Below are 14,178 nucleotides of genomic sequence, written 5' to 3'. Positions count from 1 at the left end.
GTTAAAAAAAGCAAATTTTTCAGAGGGTTGTTAATAATTTAATAGTGCAAGGAGACTTCAAGCACTATTAAGTGAGGCTGATAGATAGACCTTCGAATCTAATGAAAAGTTAAAGCGTTAACTAGTAGGGTTTTGTAGACAGAGCTAACTCGATATCTAATTGGTGCGGCAAGCGCACAACTTTAAAATTATGCTTACGTTCATCAAAAGTCACATAACTTCTTTTGCAAAACTCTTGTAGCCATGAATACATCGCAAAATATCCATGTTTGTGATAGAAGAGGTTAGCGTTCTCTACGATTGCTTCTAAATAATTGAGTGGGGGCGAATATTTAAAGTGATATTGATGTAAGACTTCATCATCTATGAGAATAAAATCGAAGTACTGTTTATTAAATCGCTCTGCAAAGTCGGTGTCTTCACCACCATAACCTGTGAAATCCTCATCAAATCCGCCAATGACGTAGAAATCATCCTTGCGCAATGCAAAAACAAGTGACCAAAACTTCTTATGAGGTAGTGGTGTGTTTGCGTCAAGTTGCGCTCGTTTAGGGTGTGAAAGAGCATCTTGTTCAATTTGCGTATACAAGCCAGACAAAGGAATGTAGGGGAGGTATCTTGCATATGCAGAGGTAATGGTTTTGTCTTTCAGGCCGTTAAGCAATCCTTCAAAAAGAGTAGGACTGCATATGCAGTCAACATCCAAAAATATAACGCGTTCGTGAGTCGTATTTTCAAATCCCAAATTTCGAGCCTTAGCTAAGGGGAGTTCTCCTTTTTCCAGGTAAAGCTGTTTAATGTTCAGGTCTTCATCTTCAACGCGTGCGTTGCGTGTTTCCTCTTCCATCCAAACAATTACGATTTCACTCGGGACTATTGTGCTCTGTTTAATACTTTCAAGCATGTTTTCGAGTTGTTTTTTTCTACCCTTTACTAGCGTAACCACAGAAAAACTCATAAAAAATGCTCCCTTATTAAATTTTCAAAGCTTTGTTCCCACTGCGATGAAGAGCTTGTATCAAACATATCGTTAATAGTGTCAGTCTTTATATCGTTCGAAGCTTTTAGCGCCTTGATGATATTTTCTCCATTGGCCAACTCAGCTTTTGGCAAGTGAACAGCTGCATTAATATCAGATAATTTTATCGCCTTAGCGGTTTGTTCTTCATAGGGACGTGGCTCTGGAATAACAATAAGCTTCTTGCCGGCCGCGAGCAGCTCACATAGGGTATTGTTTCCCCCGCTGCAAAAAATTATGTCGGTGTTCGCAGAGTGCGTTATGTCACTCACCTGTTCGTAGTACGTAATCTTGTCTAAATGATGTAGGTTGGAGCGTTCACTACCAATAGCTGTTATAGGCAATTCTATTGGCAGTAAAGCCTCGCATATTGCATTGATAACTTCATGGTCACTGTGAACAATACTTATGCCGTTGTAATGGTGCGCAGAGTTATTCTTACTTGTAACTAAGCTCCCTAAAAAATACGTTTTGTTGAAAAAAGCATAATCATCAGCTTCTAGCTGTCGTGGGTAGGGAGCGTATAAAGCATTTGCACACTGGTATGCGAAAACCTGAGTAGGATCGATAGATATATCTCCCGAGTGTCGCTGCATTAAAACGGGTATACCTGCACCGCGAGCGTAAATAGTAAGCTCGGCCGAAACATCGCTAATAAAGCCATCATAAGCCTCTTTTTGCAGATGGTTTACAAAGAAACTGGCGCGTAGAGTAGATTGTGCAGATAAAGGAACACCTTCAAACGCGGTATCGAAAGTACGCTTTTTACCCACATCGGATGAAGACCATTTCGACGGCAAGGTAACAATTTTCCTTTCTGGTAGCGCACACTTCACTGCCGGTAAAAAGTCATCTTGCGCAATAATTAATGAAACGTGAGCAAATTTTTCAATAATAGGGATCAGCAGCTGCACTCGTGATAAATGACCTTTGCCATGATGGTGTATGTAAAAAAGGATTTTAGGTTTTTGCTTGTTCATAGATGCGCTCGTATGCCTTAACAGTATTGGAGATATCAAATTGTCGGGCTGCCTTTTGGCATCGGCTTGCCGATATACTGACTGCTTCCCGATAGGCACTTAGTAGTGATTCTACGTCGTCAAGATCTATAGTTTGGGTTAAAGGAGGCACACGAAGCTCGCTGGGAATCGCTTGGGTTGTTCCTATAACTGGCGTACCCATCGCTAGTGACTCAAGTGTTACTAAGCCAAAGGGTTCCTTCCAAAGCGAAGTAATAAAGAGGGCACGAGCTTCAGAGATCCTTTCATAGAGTACTTGCTGTGGTAGATGCCCGCCGTATTTTATCTTGGCATCCAATAACGGTGCGATATCGTTGTTGAAGTGCGTTTCATCACTAATCGGGCCGTAAAGTATCAACGAAATATTAAGCTGCTTCGCCGCGCGAATGGCGGCTTCGGGGTTCTTCTCTTTGCACAGCCTGCCTACCCATACTAAGTCGCTCTGTTTATTTGGCGCTGCAGGAGGCAGTCGTGAGAGGTCAATACCATTTTGTACAACATCAATTGGGGTGGATATGGTCGAACACCACTCATCAGCTAAACGTTGCGATACCGCCACATACCTATCGTCACTTCTCATACTGTTCAATTTATGCGTAAGCGCAAGTCGTTCGGACAAAGGGCTGTGTAGCGTCACAATGTTACGTCTTTGATGAAAATAAGCGAATTCAAACATGGCGTGGTAATAGCTGTGAAAGTGTATAACGTCGTAATCATCCGCATTGAAAAGTCCGAATTGGGCAGCCTGATAGAGCTTTTGACCTTCAGTTTCACTAGTGATGGCGTCAGTCATACGAAAAGCCGACTCTTGTAGGTGAAGCGTATTAAACTTATTGTCTTCGTCGGCATCTTTACATAGAACATCTACCTGATGCCCCGCATCAGCCATACCGTTTGCAAGGCTAACGACAAATGATTCGGTCCCACCTTTAAAGGGCTCTCTCAACGATACGATGGGGCTTGTTACCATTAAAACCTTCATGAAACACGTGCCAGTTTATCGAGGTAAGCGGAACACATAGCGTCTAAAGGAAACCTATGAGCGCGATGTATGACATCCTGACTATGTTTATCTAAAGAAGCGCTTATAGCTTCGGCGAGGCTTTCTACATTGTTACCCCGTGCTAAGGCGCCACCTTCTTTAGATACGACTTCTGGAAACGCGCCCCGGTTAAAAGCCGCTACAGGGGTACCCGTTGCCATGGCCTCTACGGTAGAAAGTCCAAAGGGTTCGTCCCAGCGTACGCCAAAAATTGCCGCTCGCGATTTCTTTAACTGGCTTTGTAACTCCATATGATTCAAATGGCCTAAGTAGTTCACGGCTTTGCCCAAGAAAGGCGATATCTTGTCATCAAAATAGTTTTGATCGTAAATAGGGCCAGCGATGTTGAGCTCTATACCCACAAGGTTAGCTGCCTTAATCGCCAGGTCGAAACCTTTAGAAGGGACAATTCTGCCAAAACTGAATAGCTGATCTTTTGTTTGTTTTTTACCTTCCCACTGGGATAACTCAATACCATTGTAAATAACGTCTATTGTATCGTTGATGTAGGGTTGCCACGCCTCAGCGACGCTATAGGAAACAGCATTGTAATGAACAAAAGGAGACAAAGAAGAGAGTTCTGCCGATGCTTTGAGGCGGCTGTAAGGTGGTGTATGCAAGGTTGTAAGCATGGGAATGTCGTATTTACATGCCCAAACTGTTGGAATAGGGCTGATAGCATTGTTATGAACAGCGTCAAAGCCTTTAAGCCGTATATCGTTCATAACTTTAAGCAAAAAATCATTTTCTATTAGCTCGGGGTATTGCTTGTGGGCTTCGGTATCGAACGGAAACGTTACGAGTTTAGCTGGGCTCTGGATTTGAGAACCCGGATGCGCGTAGACCGTAACTTCTGCATGAGCACTATATTGCGGAACTAAAGACGCAATAAAGGCTTCTAGGCCCCCTGGGAAAGGCGACTTAATAGGAAAGCGGGGATGTGCAATTATGGCTATTTTCATGCGGTCATTTCTCTGCCATGACCAATTTTATGAAGTATGACTTCGGCAAATGTTTCGGGGCATTGTTTATCGTATGCGCGCTTTAAAAGTTTCCAGTCAGCGCTGGTAGCGTTCTCAAACGGTAATAAACCTTTAAGAAAGTGATGGTCAAATACGCAAGTTTCTATGGGGCGTTGGTGATCCTGTTTAACCTGTAGCTGGCCATCGAACTTATGGGGCGTAACTGCAAAACCGCGCCAAGAAGCTTTAGCAACCTTTGCTGTGACAGACTCGTTAAAAACGTCGTCATCAGTTCTAAATACCACTCTTCCGTTAGTTACCGTCTTAAGCGCTAGGTTATAAGCGGTAAACCTTGAGTTCGTGCAGTTTTCTAAATAAGTAACCTTCGAAGTAATACGCTCTATAGTATTTTTATATATGTCCTTATCTTTATATTCTTGGGGCGAGTTATCTACAAGAATAATATTTGCAGTGGGCATAGATACAAGCAGCCTTTCAATATTTTGTAAGGCAGATTCGACCATTTCGTAAGTAACAAAAATAGCACTTAATTGATGTTCCATATCAACCTACTTATGAAGCTGTTCTTTTAAATGGCGTAGTTTTAACTCTAATTTTAAGCGTTCTGAAATTTTCCAGTAAGGCAGCTTCTTCAATAACTTTTCAGACTTTGTTAATTCAGAATTAATTTTTGATGAACTTAAAAATACCATGTGAATATCCCTCTCATGTAAGGCAGTGAATACGTTCAATGCTCTAACTACACCGTGACGGCAAAAAGCTGAAACAGATAACTTTAGTGAAGACAACTAAAGCATAGAGAACTAAAACAAAAAGAGCTTAAGCAATAGGTGTGCCTACTGTATAAGCGTGGACAAAGCCTTCAGATAAGCCCGATTTACTGTGGGAGTGACAATATGAAGAAACGTATGGGATGAAAATGTTGCAGCGGGCGAGGAATAATTACAGATGCTATAAATACTAAATTGAATGATCTAATTTACCTTAGATTAAATAAAAGCAATAAAGGGAAAAGAGATGATCGTCATGGAAAATAGTTTTCACCAAGATTGTGTACAAAAAAATATAGCCATAATTGGCGCAGGGCCAACGACGCTTTATTTTCTTTGCGAGTTATTGGAGAAAAACGTTTTTCCGCAGACTATAGTTATTTTTGAAAAACATGCCGAGCCCGGCAAAGGAACCCCATTTAGAAATGAAAATGCTAGCCCCAATTTACTTTCTAATTTAAAAGAGAATGAAATCCCAAAGCTTAACGTCTCTTTTTCCGCTTGGCTCCATGAAATATATGGTGAAGACCTGGTTCCAACGACCCTAAAGACTTTTCTTTCGTGCGCGGACTATCCTGAGGAGGCAGCAAACAAGGTTATTCCAAGAGCAGTATTAGGAGAGTATTTAGGTTTTTGCTTTAATCGAGCGATTCAGAGCCTAAAACAAAAAGGTTTAGACGTTACCGTAAAGCTTCACACTGAGGTCAAATCCATTGCCTTAGAGAACCATCGTTTTACCGTTGATACGAGCAAAGAACGGTGTTCAGGTTTCGATCGTGTCGTGGTCAACATGGGCGGCGATCTATGTGCCAAAGAAAAACTTGATGATGCGCTTTGGGCTTATCCCCCAAAGCAATATACACACGAAGATGCCAGCAAATTTACCATTGACGGGATGTCATTGACGGCAATCGACGCCGCTTTATCTATTGCGAGAACTAAAGGGCAGTTCTACGACAGTGCGAATGGGATTGAATACCGAACTAAACACGATTTCCAAATAGTAATGCGTTCACGTTCGGGAGTGTTTCCGAAAGTTTGGTATAACAGTGATACTGTTACTGACTACAAAAAAATATTAAATGCAGACTGTGCAATTGATGTTAGTAATGTAGAGAGTTTCTTTCGCCACAAGTTATTGCCTCTTTTTAAGCAAAGTATGCCGAAGATCTATCATCAGATTAAAAACATGTCTTTCACTGAAAGCCTTACTTTTCTCAACCAGCGTAATGAGCAAAGCCATCCTATTTTGAAGCTCAAAGCAGAATTGCTTTCTTTAGCTGATGAAAGTCGTCAGTCAGATTGGCCCGCTGTTATTGCTGCTGGTATAGATTACATTCAGCAATCGCCCCTGTTACTTAAGGATTTTCTTACTCAGCATCAAGATATAAAGTCGCAGCTCTCAGCGAGTTTCGCTTCAATTCCACTAGAAAGCGCAAATCGGATCATTGCATTGTATGACAGCAAAGTGCTTACTTTTGAGCAGGCTGAAGATGCAAAGTTAGAAGAAGATAGTAATGCAGACGGCATCAAAATTAACGCTAAAGGTATAATCGAATGTGAGGACAAACTAGCAAAGCTTAAGGACTTATTAACCTTTAGCGGAAAAAACTACGAAAGAGGGGCGTATACAAACGGTGACGAGTGGTCGGTCGCTGAAAATCACGAGTTACTGATAAATGGCAAGTCTACTCAACTTTATGTGGGATCTGCTTTCGTGACACCTTGGTATATTAATATCCCTGGTTTAGGAACATGCGCAGATTTTGGAAAGCAAATCGCTCATCATTGTGTCCAAACTGATGCATACGAAGAAGCTGTAGGTGAATAATGTTACTCTTTGCGTGCGTTCTCTTTATGCTTTTCAGCGCCATAGAAATAATTATATTTCACTACTGGGGATTAAGAACAATCACCCAGTTTTCAAAACGCTTTTCTTCTCATTTTATGATGAGTGTATCGGTAGTAGTGTGCCTATTTCTCATTCACCTTGTCGAAATTGCTTGGTATACCTTGATGACGTATTTCGCCTATGAAGTATGGGGTATAAATGGTTTCAAAGGTGATGTGAGTTTATCCATAGATGATTACGTTCATATTGCGGCCAGTAGTTTTACGACTTTAGGAAGTTTGACCCATACACCGCACAGTGAACTGGCAATTTTTATTGATTCAATCTCCCTTGTTGGTTTTATGATGCTGACTTGGTCAGCAACTTATTACTACAATATTTTTTCTAACTCTGAGCTTCGTGATAAATAAATCGGGCCAAAGTCATGTTTATAATCTTGCCCGCTTTTGTTTTGGCACATAGCTAGGTAGAATGCGCATCGCCTAATTTTATGGCGCATTTTTGACCACGTTTTACAGATAAGAAAAGGTAACGCAGTGCTAATCACCCCCTTTAACCGAAGATTCTCTGTCGCTCCAATGCTGGACTGTACGAGCAGTTCTTCTCTAGCTCTTTAAATATAAGGTTTTAAGCAGCGCTCCCTCAATATGATTCCACCTATTAGTCCCTGCGTTAGTGCGAAAGTCTCGCAAACTCATGTTACTAAAACGTTTGATGATTACAACTGGCCACTTCCTCTTCAAAAACAACATTTTTAGTTCAATTTACAAAATCTAGTAAAGCGATGTTTGTCGTGATACCTTTTTGCCCGCTAAAAAATCAAAAATAAAGATAGGGAGATATACATGCTCAAGGTGGCAGCGCTTTTTTCACTTGGATTATCAACTTCATTTTTAACGACCAATACCTTAGCTAACGATATTTATGGAGTATCAGAAGGTATTCTATATTCAAAGTCAGACTTGACCTCAATAGATAAGGTAAAAGGATTTTGTGCAAGCTTAAATCAAGCTTCCATAGATGCATTGGAATTAAGAAAAGTAGGGGGAAAAGAGCCGTTTAACGAAATGAATGCTCTTGTAAGTTATGTGGAGCAGCAAGATAGTGTTTACATGCTAAAACAAGGCGGTCGAAGAGTCTTCCATACCACTCAAATCGACCAACCAGTTCGAGCGGTATGTCAATACGATCAAGGCACTATTTCAATAACTGAACGAGCAAAATCGTACGCCAATAGAGTAGATCCAGTTTACCAGTCATACGTTGCAGCAAAGGAAGGTATTTGGAGCAATAGACTCAATGCAGACTATGAACTTGGGGATGAAGTATGTTCTTACGATAATAAACTTGGTTACGTAGAACAGGTTACTGATAAAAAGCAGAAAGTTTTATGGAAAGGTCAGGTAACCGAAGTGGGCGAGGGATATTTTTTCGGCAAACGAGATGTCTTCTCGTTTAAAAACAAAGATTTTTTATATGAGCGCCTAGACGATGTGCGTTGGGAGTCTAAGAGCGAGATAGCAGCCTGTGACTTTGAGTTATAGTTAGATATAAATCTTTAAGATATATTAGCCGCTCGCCTCCTATAAGCTTAGAGGCGAGCATGGTGCTCGTCAGGTTCTTCTACTCGTTAATCTTTTCAGTCGGCGCATCGCCAAGAATCACCACATCCCTCTTCTTGTAAAAGTAGTCAGCAAGGTCTAATACGCTTACCAAGGGTCGAGACTTGCGATTTTCTTTCTCGACTTCCATGTAACACAAACCTTTATAAGTTCCGCTTTTCAGCTTTGCTTCCGCCGAACCAGCTGAGATTTGAAAAAGTTGAGCAGCTTCAGCAAATGGAACAACTGCGCGATTGCCGAGCTGCTGAAAGAAAAAGGTGGCTAGTTGGAGTTTTGACATTGACGCGTTTAGCGTATCCACAGACTGTTCGTGAAGACTGATATCTTGCATGTTTTTCGGGGTACTCAGTTTAGCTGACTTGCTTGCGACTAAATCCTTAGCCACTTGCATCAACGAAATATCACAATCCAATTCCTTAGACTGTGCGAAATACTTTGCCAGATCGGTAAGAAGCGTCTTCGAAGCAGGTTTCGCTGCAAACCACGTTGAGATATCACTTGGTTGTACATACGCATTATTGAATTGTTGAACCAGTAATGAAAATAAAGTGGTTACCATCGAGTACAGCCTCATTTTGTTCTGACAGTTAAAAGTGTATTTGGAAAAGCGAGAAATAAACACAACCTCATTTGCGCTTTTTTGAAAATAATCTGCGATGTGAGCGAAGACATTCTCAAAACTTACTTCTTGGTAAATGTTAGCGATTAGGCATACACAAAGCGCCTTAAAATCAAAAAATTGTTTGAAATTTATTTTGGTGGCTATTAGTTAGGAGCTAGGATGTTGTTTGAAGTTGAACTATTGAGCTTCGTCGCGATTCACCGCAGCGTTTATGAGAGGAGGAACGATGGATACAGAGGTTTTGAACTCGCCTGTTAGGTATAAATAAAGCCAGCGAAAAGCTGGCTTCAGTAGTTCAAAGTCTTTTGATGAACTTTGAAACACTACAGTTGAACAAGTAATGAAAGTGAGGCAATAGTGCACTTGTAAGTAAGTGATGTGTGACTTCTGACTCAAAATGTTTAAGAACCGAGAAGTGCGGTGTGAAATAAACGCCCGCCACGGTTCTGAACTTCTCGTCCAAACTCATCATCAAATCCAAGCTGAGCAGCAGAAACTCAGTTTGAGCTGCATAATTCCTCACGTAATAGATATACGAGTCTTCGCTCTCGTACAAAGCGATACAGTCCTCATCATCTGAGAAACAACGCTTTGGCTGTTCAACGAGTGATAGATGTGTCATGTCTTATTTCCTTTCCTGATTAGTCTTACCTTTTAATAAGTCAGGAATAGGGTAATTTTTCTGAAAGAGAGGCTAAGTAGTCATGAATAACAACAAAAAGGAAAATTCATGACTACAAATACATATCTATGCTCCGCAATGGTATCCGATATTTTTAATAACCTAGCAAGCGCATTTGAGGCTTACCGTGACGAATTTGACGGGAGTCATTACAGAAACAATCAGCGCATCGAAGACGTTATTATGAATGTCATTTTGCAAAATCACATTGTGTCGAATCCTGCGTATTTCCCTGTGATACGTGAACTCATCGGCGTAGTATTGAGCGAGCCTGAGCTTTATGCCGAGTGGACAGAAGACGATTTAGATTTCCTCTCAAAACAGATGAAGTTGGACTTTCACATTGAAGAAAGGGAGGAATTTCCTATCTAGGAGCCTAGTTACTTCCAAGGACAAAACAGGAGTAACAACATGCAAGACAACACGACTAGCATCATCCGAAAATACAAAAGGCAATCGAGATCTCCTTTTATAGGTGATGATTCAACCATATTGCTTTTAGCGAATTTAGATATTGAAGGTGAGAACTTACGGTTTGATTACCAGCGATATATTTACTTGCATCGTAATCAAAAAGGCCAATGGCTAGGGATATCGCTTAGCTCAACTTTAATTGATGAATTATCTGATGGCAAAGTCAAATACCGGAGCCACAAAGAAGTATTGATTGTTCTACTGAGATACTACGAAGAGATTCGTGATTTTTTAAAACACTTTTCGGATGAAATAGAGTCCGTTTTTGGTATCGATGCTGAAACGTGGATGATTGCGTGTAAAGCTCGATGGCGGAAATTACTCAAATAACTAAAACAGCTCACTTGAGCTGTTTTTTCTGTGAGGCCAATATCTTTATCTTAGGGCGTCCCAGAGAAGAGCGATTCGTTAATTAAAGAACAATTTATATTTCCAATCTTTCAGCAATTATTTTGACATTAACATCCTTATAGGGAGAATAGTAACGGCAAATTTTTTATCAACAAATGGAATTGGAATCAATGAATCAATGCCTCACCACAATGCTAACTTTTGCTACGTTATTGCTCAGCGCCTGTAGCCCTAACGCAGATAATATAATTGCCCACTTCAAAGCGACTTCAGGCTATACATCTGACTATGAGTTTTCAGGTTACTATTCGTTAGTAGATGACAGTGAATTCGCAGACAAAATTGAACGTCAAAATTACAAATTTGCAGCTCCGACATCGTTCTATCTATCAATGGATGGAACAATTCATCAATTCCCAGTGCAGAACTTGGCAAACGAAAAGGATGCTCATTTATATATAGCTGCTAAAAACTTGTATGAAGATTTACTAAAAATTAGAACGCCTATATGGGCCAAGGCCGTTGAAGATGCAAAGAAAATGCGCGGCACTATCAATGTTATGAAAGAGGCAGAGCAGGAAGAAATTAATTCACTGCAAGCTAAAGTTGATGACCCGAATCTAGATGCCGCAAAAAAGCTCATTGCAAAAGCATCACTACGGGATAAAAAAATTCAGTTTGAAAAGATGTATGGCAATACTGATGATGACTTCAATAATGCCGTCAAGCTCTACAGAAAAGAGTTTGAAAAAATCGTGAAAGAAGGAAGCCAAACAACTAAAGAGGCTAGTCAAGCAATGGCTGATGCTAATAACAAATATGATGAATATCTGCGGCTGGCTGAGAAATATAATAATGCTACTAGTCGAACTCGTCTAAAGCAGCTTTTGTCATTTGCTTCTATCTCCGATGAAGATAGCAGCATTCATATTAAAAAAGGGCATACATTGAGGTCGGTATATCTATTCACCCACCCAGAATCGGGGAATAGTTTTATAAGTTACGCAGAAGTTGCTGGAGATGGTGCACCGTATACCTTTGGTGAAATCTTTCGTCGCAATGCGGGTTACAAATTTGTCTCGGATCGAGGGACTGACATGGATAAGGTTTTTAGCACTATAGAAGAGAGCATCTAAATTCATCCACCCTCAGAGGGCGCTAATGCTGGCGCTCTTTCCTTATGGTTTCATATATGTTGTTTACCATACGAAAGTAAGGCTCCAATTGAAGGATAGAAAGCTATATTGTTAAGTCAAAACGAGCTGAGTCGCAGTTCGTTGCAGATAAAAGTTGCTTATTTTTCTTAGTAAAAGTCAAATCAGTATTAAGCACTTATCTATGTATAAGTAGCTTTTTGTTTCAAGCTTGATATAAAGCCCTATCCGATTAATAAGTTAGATGAATCCAACCCTGTAAGGTAAATTCAACCAAAAGGTCTTACGACAAACAAGGAAAGTTGTATGGTATTCACAAGCAATTTTGAGTTTCTTAAAGCACACGGAGTCTGGTTTTATAATCTCGCAGCAAGCGCTGAGCGTAACTTCACCTCTGATCCGAATACAACTCTTATCAAAATGCGCCAACTCGGCGAAGCCACTGCCCAGAATATTGAAGCAAGAGAAAGGTTGGAAAAACTCAGCCAAACAGTTCTAACTAAAGCTTTCAAGGGAGAATTTATCAATATTTCTGACGAACTGGAAAGTAGTATTGCCGACCAGGTGAATAAAATGGAAGCAGTTTAAATGAGTGACGAAAATAAAAAGTTCATTGAGGCTCTGCAAAAGCGCTCTGAGAATAAAATGCAAATAGTACCTGATTCATACTTTTCACCGAATTATGATCCTCATATGCAGTTGGGGGGGATTCGTCAGTTTATAAACTGTTTGAGAATGGAATCAGCAGGCAATTACAGTACGATTGAAGTGTCTAAGCATACCGGAAGATATGAGTCTTATAGAGGAGGTGATGCGTGGGCTGATGACTGTGCCGAGGCAATATACTTTGACGCAACAATTTCTGGGGCAATAGTTGCAAGTCTAGCGCAATACATAGAAGGTCTTTTCACTTACGAGTTTAATAGAATTTCGAAAAATTCACCCCAGCTTTTGCAGGTTGATAGTAGACGGTATCAAGTTATTTCAATTTGGGTTAAAAGAGATTTAGAGCAAAAAAAATTAAAAAAGCAGGATAAAAAGCCCAGTGCTCATGTGAATATTAGTAAGGTCAACATAGAGAAAACTACTGCTAAATATTTCTGGGATCCGCACTGGTACATTCAAAAAGATGAAAAGCAGAAAGGTAATATTGCAAATGGCATTGTAGAGCTATGTAAGCTTTTTAAGCTTGATAGATATCTGCCAGAAGATTTTGAGTTACTTCTTACTGCTATTTTTCAATACAGAAATTATGTAATGCATAATGGTGTTGAGTGGGACAGTGATAAGATCAGGAAGTTTAAACAAGTTGATGATGGACTCGCTTTTGACGCTTTCGAATGGTCAAAGCGCAATGGCGAAGAATATATAGCATTTATCTCGGATGAGCTTGTTAATAAAGCCATACAGTTTTGCGATGCTTGCCTTGAGCACGTGTGGTTTTCGACACTGGATTGAGTAGGTTATAGAAATTTAAACCAATAAACGGATTTAACAATGCCTCATATTACGAAACTAAAACTAACAAATTTTAAGCGTTTCCCTTCAATCAGTTTAGAGTTCAACGAATCTATCAACACAATCATTGGTGATAACGAAGCTGGCAAGAGTAGTATTTTACAGGCAATAGAATTGGTTGCCGGAGGAAGTCGCGGAAAGGTCGAGACTATTGGCTTTGAGTCATTAATCAATAAGCAATGCGTGGAAGATTTTAACGCTGGCGAAAGAAATTATGCCAACTTGCCCCATGTACTAGCTGAGTTGTTTTTAAGTGATTCACCTAAGCCAGAGCTTAGAGGCAAACATAATACTGAGAATGTTGATTGCGCTGGTTTATACATGGTCATTGAACCAAATGAGGAGCTGACCCGAGAAATAAATGATGCTTTAGCTGAATTAGTGTGATAACCAAGGGAACTTGACGGTCTAACTACCAAGCGATTTTGACGCTTTGAAATTAGCATCGGTTTGAGGCTATGACAATAGACTTTTCTCCGTAGTCGTGGCTAGGTAGCGTTCAATCTCTGCCGCAGTTGCCTTAATAGACATTCCTGTATTGTCTAAATGGAATGTTTTTACCTTTGGTATATCAGTTGAAAAATCAAATTTATCTAGATAATTGTCAAGGTACTCTTTCGACTGAATCTTGTTGGTGTTTTTCCGTCTTTCGTCGATAACTCTGCATACGTGCTCATCGTAAGTACAAGATAATCTTATGAAATTAGGGCTAATGTCGTTTCGCTCTAACATTTCAAGCAGGTCGTTAATGAAATAGTTACTAGCGGGGTGAACATAGCAAAACGTAAACACCAATCCATTGGTGTTGTTATCGATCAGCGTTTGGAAGGCTTCAATGCATGTCTGACGCTGATATGCCTCAAAGCCATCATTACCGAATCCGATCACTGCACACGAAATGTCGAAGGCCAAATGCTGTGGAAACAATCGCCAGTTTTTTCTTTTTGCCAGCTCCCTAGCAACACTTTCCTTACCTACTCCAGATGGACCATATATCATCGTAAATTTCAAAACATGTGCGCCTTCAGGATCATTAAAATTAACAATCCTAAAGTAACTGTATATAAATAC

17 protein-coding genes are annotated in these 14,178 nt (G+C 40.2%); 9 read left to right on the top strand and 8 right to left on the bottom strand.

What is annotated here, in order from left to right; genetic code table 11:
- Positions 1–121 precede the first annotated feature (121 nt).
- The 5 genes from PCAR9_RS16690 to PCAR9_RS16670 are packed head-to-tail and all read right to left on the bottom strand — an operon-like array spanning position 122 to position 4,604.
- Positions 122–958, bottom strand: a complete 837-nt coding sequence (locus PCAR9_RS16690) for a glycosyltransferase family 2 protein (protein WP_179984588.1) — start codon at positions 956–958, stop codon at positions 122–124.
- Positions 955–1,998, bottom strand: a complete 1,044-nt coding sequence (locus PCAR9_RS16685; protein WP_179984587.1) for a glycosyltransferase — start codon at positions 1,996–1,998, stop codon at positions 955–957. The genes PCAR9_RS16690 and PCAR9_RS16685 overlap by 4 nt, the downstream gene beginning before the upstream one ends.
- The gene (locus PCAR9_RS16680; RefSeq protein ID WP_179984586.1) at positions 1,979–3,007 is read right to left on the bottom strand and encodes a glycosyltransferase; all 1,029 of its coding nucleotides are present in this window, start codon (positions 3,005–3,007) and stop codon (positions 1,979–1,981) included. Before PCAR9_RS16680 ends, PCAR9_RS16685 begins: the two co-directional genes overlap by 20 nt.
- 8 nt (positions 3,008–3,015) lie before the next feature.
- Positions 3,016–4,041, bottom strand: coding sequence for a glycosyltransferase (locus PCAR9_RS16675; RefSeq protein ID WP_179984585.1), 1,026 nt, complete (start codon positions 4,039–4,041; stop codon positions 3,016–3,018).
- Positions 4,038–4,604, bottom strand: coding sequence for a hypothetical protein (locus tag PCAR9_RS16670; protein WP_179984584.1), 567 nt, complete (start codon positions 4,602–4,604; stop codon positions 4,038–4,040). The genes PCAR9_RS16675 and PCAR9_RS16670 overlap by 4 nt, the downstream gene beginning before the upstream one ends.
- A 475-nt stretch (positions 4,605–5,079) precedes the next feature.
- On the opposite strand from PCAR9_RS16670, the gene PCAR9_RS16665 reads away from it, so the two are divergent.
- The 3 genes from PCAR9_RS16665 to PCAR9_RS16655 all read left to right on the top strand — a co-directional run bounded on the left by PCAR9_RS16665 (position 5,080) and on the right by PCAR9_RS16655 (position 8,228).
- Positions 5,080–6,663 (top strand): FAD/NAD(P)-binding protein, encoded by a 1,584-nt coding sequence (locus PCAR9_RS16665; RefSeq protein ID WP_179984583.1) that lies wholly within the window; start codon positions 5,080–5,082, stop codon positions 6,661–6,663.
- Positions 6,663–7,094 (top strand): hypothetical protein, encoded by a 432-nt coding sequence (locus PCAR9_RS20130; protein WP_232091239.1) that lies wholly within the window; start codon positions 6,663–6,665, stop codon positions 7,092–7,094. Before PCAR9_RS16665 ends, PCAR9_RS20130 begins: the two co-directional genes overlap by 1 nt.
- 435 nt (positions 7,095–7,529) lie before the next feature.
- Positions 7,530–8,228: a hypothetical protein gene (locus tag PCAR9_RS16655; RefSeq protein WP_179984582.1), complete on the top strand. Its 699-nt coding sequence runs from the start codon at positions 7,530–7,532 to the stop codon at positions 8,226–8,228.
- A gap of 79 nt (positions 8,229–8,307) precedes the next feature.
- Here the strand turns inward: PCAR9_RS16655 and PCAR9_RS16650 are convergent, their stop codons facing one another.
- Together PCAR9_RS16650 and PCAR9_RS16645 are read right to left on the bottom strand one after the other, a co-directional pair.
- Complete coding sequence (locus tag PCAR9_RS16650; RefSeq protein WP_179984581.1) at positions 8,308–8,865, bottom strand: hypothetical protein; 558 nt, start codon at positions 8,863–8,865, stop codon at positions 8,308–8,310.
- Positions 8,866–9,223: 358 nt separating this feature from the next.
- A complete protein-coding gene (locus PCAR9_RS16645; protein ID WP_179984580.1) occupies positions 9,224–9,550 on the bottom strand; it encodes a hypothetical protein in 327 nt (108 codons plus the stop codon).
- Positions 9,551–9,658: 108 nt separating this feature from the next.
- Here PCAR9_RS16645 and PCAR9_RS16640 point away from each other — a divergent pair, with 108 nt between their 5' ends.
- The 6 genes from PCAR9_RS16640 to PCAR9_RS16615 all read left to right on the top strand — a co-directional run bounded on the left by PCAR9_RS16640 (position 9,659) and on the right by PCAR9_RS16615 (position 13,494).
- Positions 9,659–9,982 (top strand): hypothetical protein, encoded by a 324-nt coding sequence (locus PCAR9_RS16640; protein ID WP_179984579.1) that lies wholly within the window; start codon positions 9,659–9,661, stop codon positions 9,980–9,982.
- Between the two features lie 39 nt (positions 9,983–10,021).
- A complete protein-coding gene (locus PCAR9_RS16635; protein ID WP_179984578.1) occupies positions 10,022–10,414 on the top strand; it encodes a hypothetical protein in 393 nt (130 codons plus the stop codon).
- Between the two features lie 191 nt (positions 10,415–10,605).
- Positions 10,606–11,571: a hypothetical protein gene (locus tag PCAR9_RS16630; protein ID WP_179984577.1), complete on the top strand. Its 966-nt coding sequence runs from the start codon at positions 10,606–10,608 to the stop codon at positions 11,569–11,571.
- Positions 11,572–11,895: 324 nt separating this feature from the next.
- Positions 11,896–12,177 (top strand): hypothetical protein, encoded by a 282-nt coding sequence (locus PCAR9_RS16625; RefSeq protein WP_179984576.1) that lies wholly within the window; start codon positions 11,896–11,898, stop codon positions 12,175–12,177.
- On the top strand, positions 12,178–13,047 hold the full coding sequence (locus PCAR9_RS16620; RefSeq protein ID WP_179984575.1) for a hypothetical protein: 870 nt from the start codon (positions 12,178–12,180) through the stop codon (positions 13,045–13,047).
- 39 nt (positions 13,048–13,086) lie between these two features.
- Positions 13,087–13,494 (top strand): AAA family ATPase, encoded by a 408-nt coding sequence (locus PCAR9_RS16615; protein ID WP_179984574.1) that lies wholly within the window; start codon positions 13,087–13,089, stop codon positions 13,492–13,494.
- Positions 13,495–13,563: 69 nt separating this feature from the next.
- On the opposite strand, the gene PCAR9_RS16610 is transcribed toward PCAR9_RS16615, so the two are convergent.
- Entirely contained in the window at positions 13,564–14,118 is a 555-nt protein-coding gene (locus PCAR9_RS16610) for a DEAD/DEAH box helicase family protein (RefSeq protein ID WP_232091183.1), read from the bottom strand.
- Positions 14,119–14,178 lie beyond the last annotated feature (60 nt).

Source organism: Alteromonas macleodii (assembly GCF_903772925.1).
Lineage (GTDB): Bacteria > Pseudomonadota > Gammaproteobacteria > Enterobacterales > Alteromonadaceae > Alteromonas > Alteromonas macleodii_A.
The sequence above is the reverse complement of the archived record's forward strand: the minus strand, read 5'-3'. Positions and strand labels throughout refer to the sequence as shown.

Bases quoted from the DNA above. Each gene is read 5' to 3' on its own strand.
- PCAR9_RS16690 (WP_179984588.1), bottom strand. From the start codon at position 958: ATGAGTTTTTCTGTGGTTACGCTAGTAAAGGGTAGAAAAAAACAACTC.
- PCAR9_RS16685 (WP_179984587.1), bottom strand. From the start codon at position 1,998: ATGAACAAGCAAAAACCTAAAATCCTTTTTTACATACACCATCATGGC.
- PCAR9_RS16680 (WP_179984586.1), bottom strand. From the start codon at position 3,007: ATGGTAACAAGCCCCATCGTATCGTTGAGAGAGCCCTTTAAAGGTGGG.
- PCAR9_RS16675 (WP_179984585.1), bottom strand. From the start codon at position 4,041: ATGAAAATAGCCATAATTGCACATCCCCGCTTTCCTATTAAGTCGCCT.
- PCAR9_RS16670 (WP_179984584.1), bottom strand. From the start codon at position 4,604: ATGGAACATCAATTAAGTGCTATTTTTGTTACTTACGAAATGGTCGAA.
- PCAR9_RS16665 (WP_179984583.1), top strand. From the start codon at position 5,080: ATGATCGTCATGGAAAATAGTTTTCACCAAGATTGTGTACAAAAAAAT.
- PCAR9_RS20130 (WP_232091239.1), top strand. From the start codon at position 6,663: ATGTTACTCTTTGCGTGCGTTCTCTTTATGCTTTTCAGCGCCATAGAA.
- PCAR9_RS16655 (WP_179984582.1), top strand. From the start codon at position 7,530: ATGCTCAAGGTGGCAGCGCTTTTTTCACTTGGATTATCAACTTCATTT.
- PCAR9_RS16650 (WP_179984581.1), bottom strand. From the start codon at position 8,865: ATGGTAACCACTTTATTTTCATTACTGGTTCAACAATTCAATAATGCG.
- PCAR9_RS16645 (WP_179984580.1), bottom strand. From the start codon at position 9,550: ATGACACATCTATCACTCGTTGAACAGCCAAAGCGTTGTTTCTCAGAT.
- PCAR9_RS16640 (WP_179984579.1), top strand. From the start codon at position 9,659: ATGACTACAAATACATATCTATGCTCCGCAATGGTATCCGATATTTTT.
- PCAR9_RS16635 (WP_179984578.1), top strand. From the start codon at position 10,022: ATGCAAGACAACACGACTAGCATCATCCGAAAATACAAAAGGCAATCG.
- PCAR9_RS16630 (WP_179984577.1), top strand. From the start codon at position 10,606: ATGAATCAATGCCTCACCACAATGCTAACTTTTGCTACGTTATTGCTC.
- PCAR9_RS16625 (WP_179984576.1), top strand. From the start codon at position 11,896: ATGGTATTCACAAGCAATTTTGAGTTTCTTAAAGCACACGGAGTCTGG.
- PCAR9_RS16620 (WP_179984575.1), top strand. From the start codon at position 12,178: ATGAGTGACGAAAATAAAAAGTTCATTGAGGCTCTGCAAAAGCGCTCT.
- PCAR9_RS16615 (WP_179984574.1), top strand. From the start codon at position 13,087: ATGCCTCATATTACGAAACTAAAACTAACAAATTTTAAGCGTTTCCCT.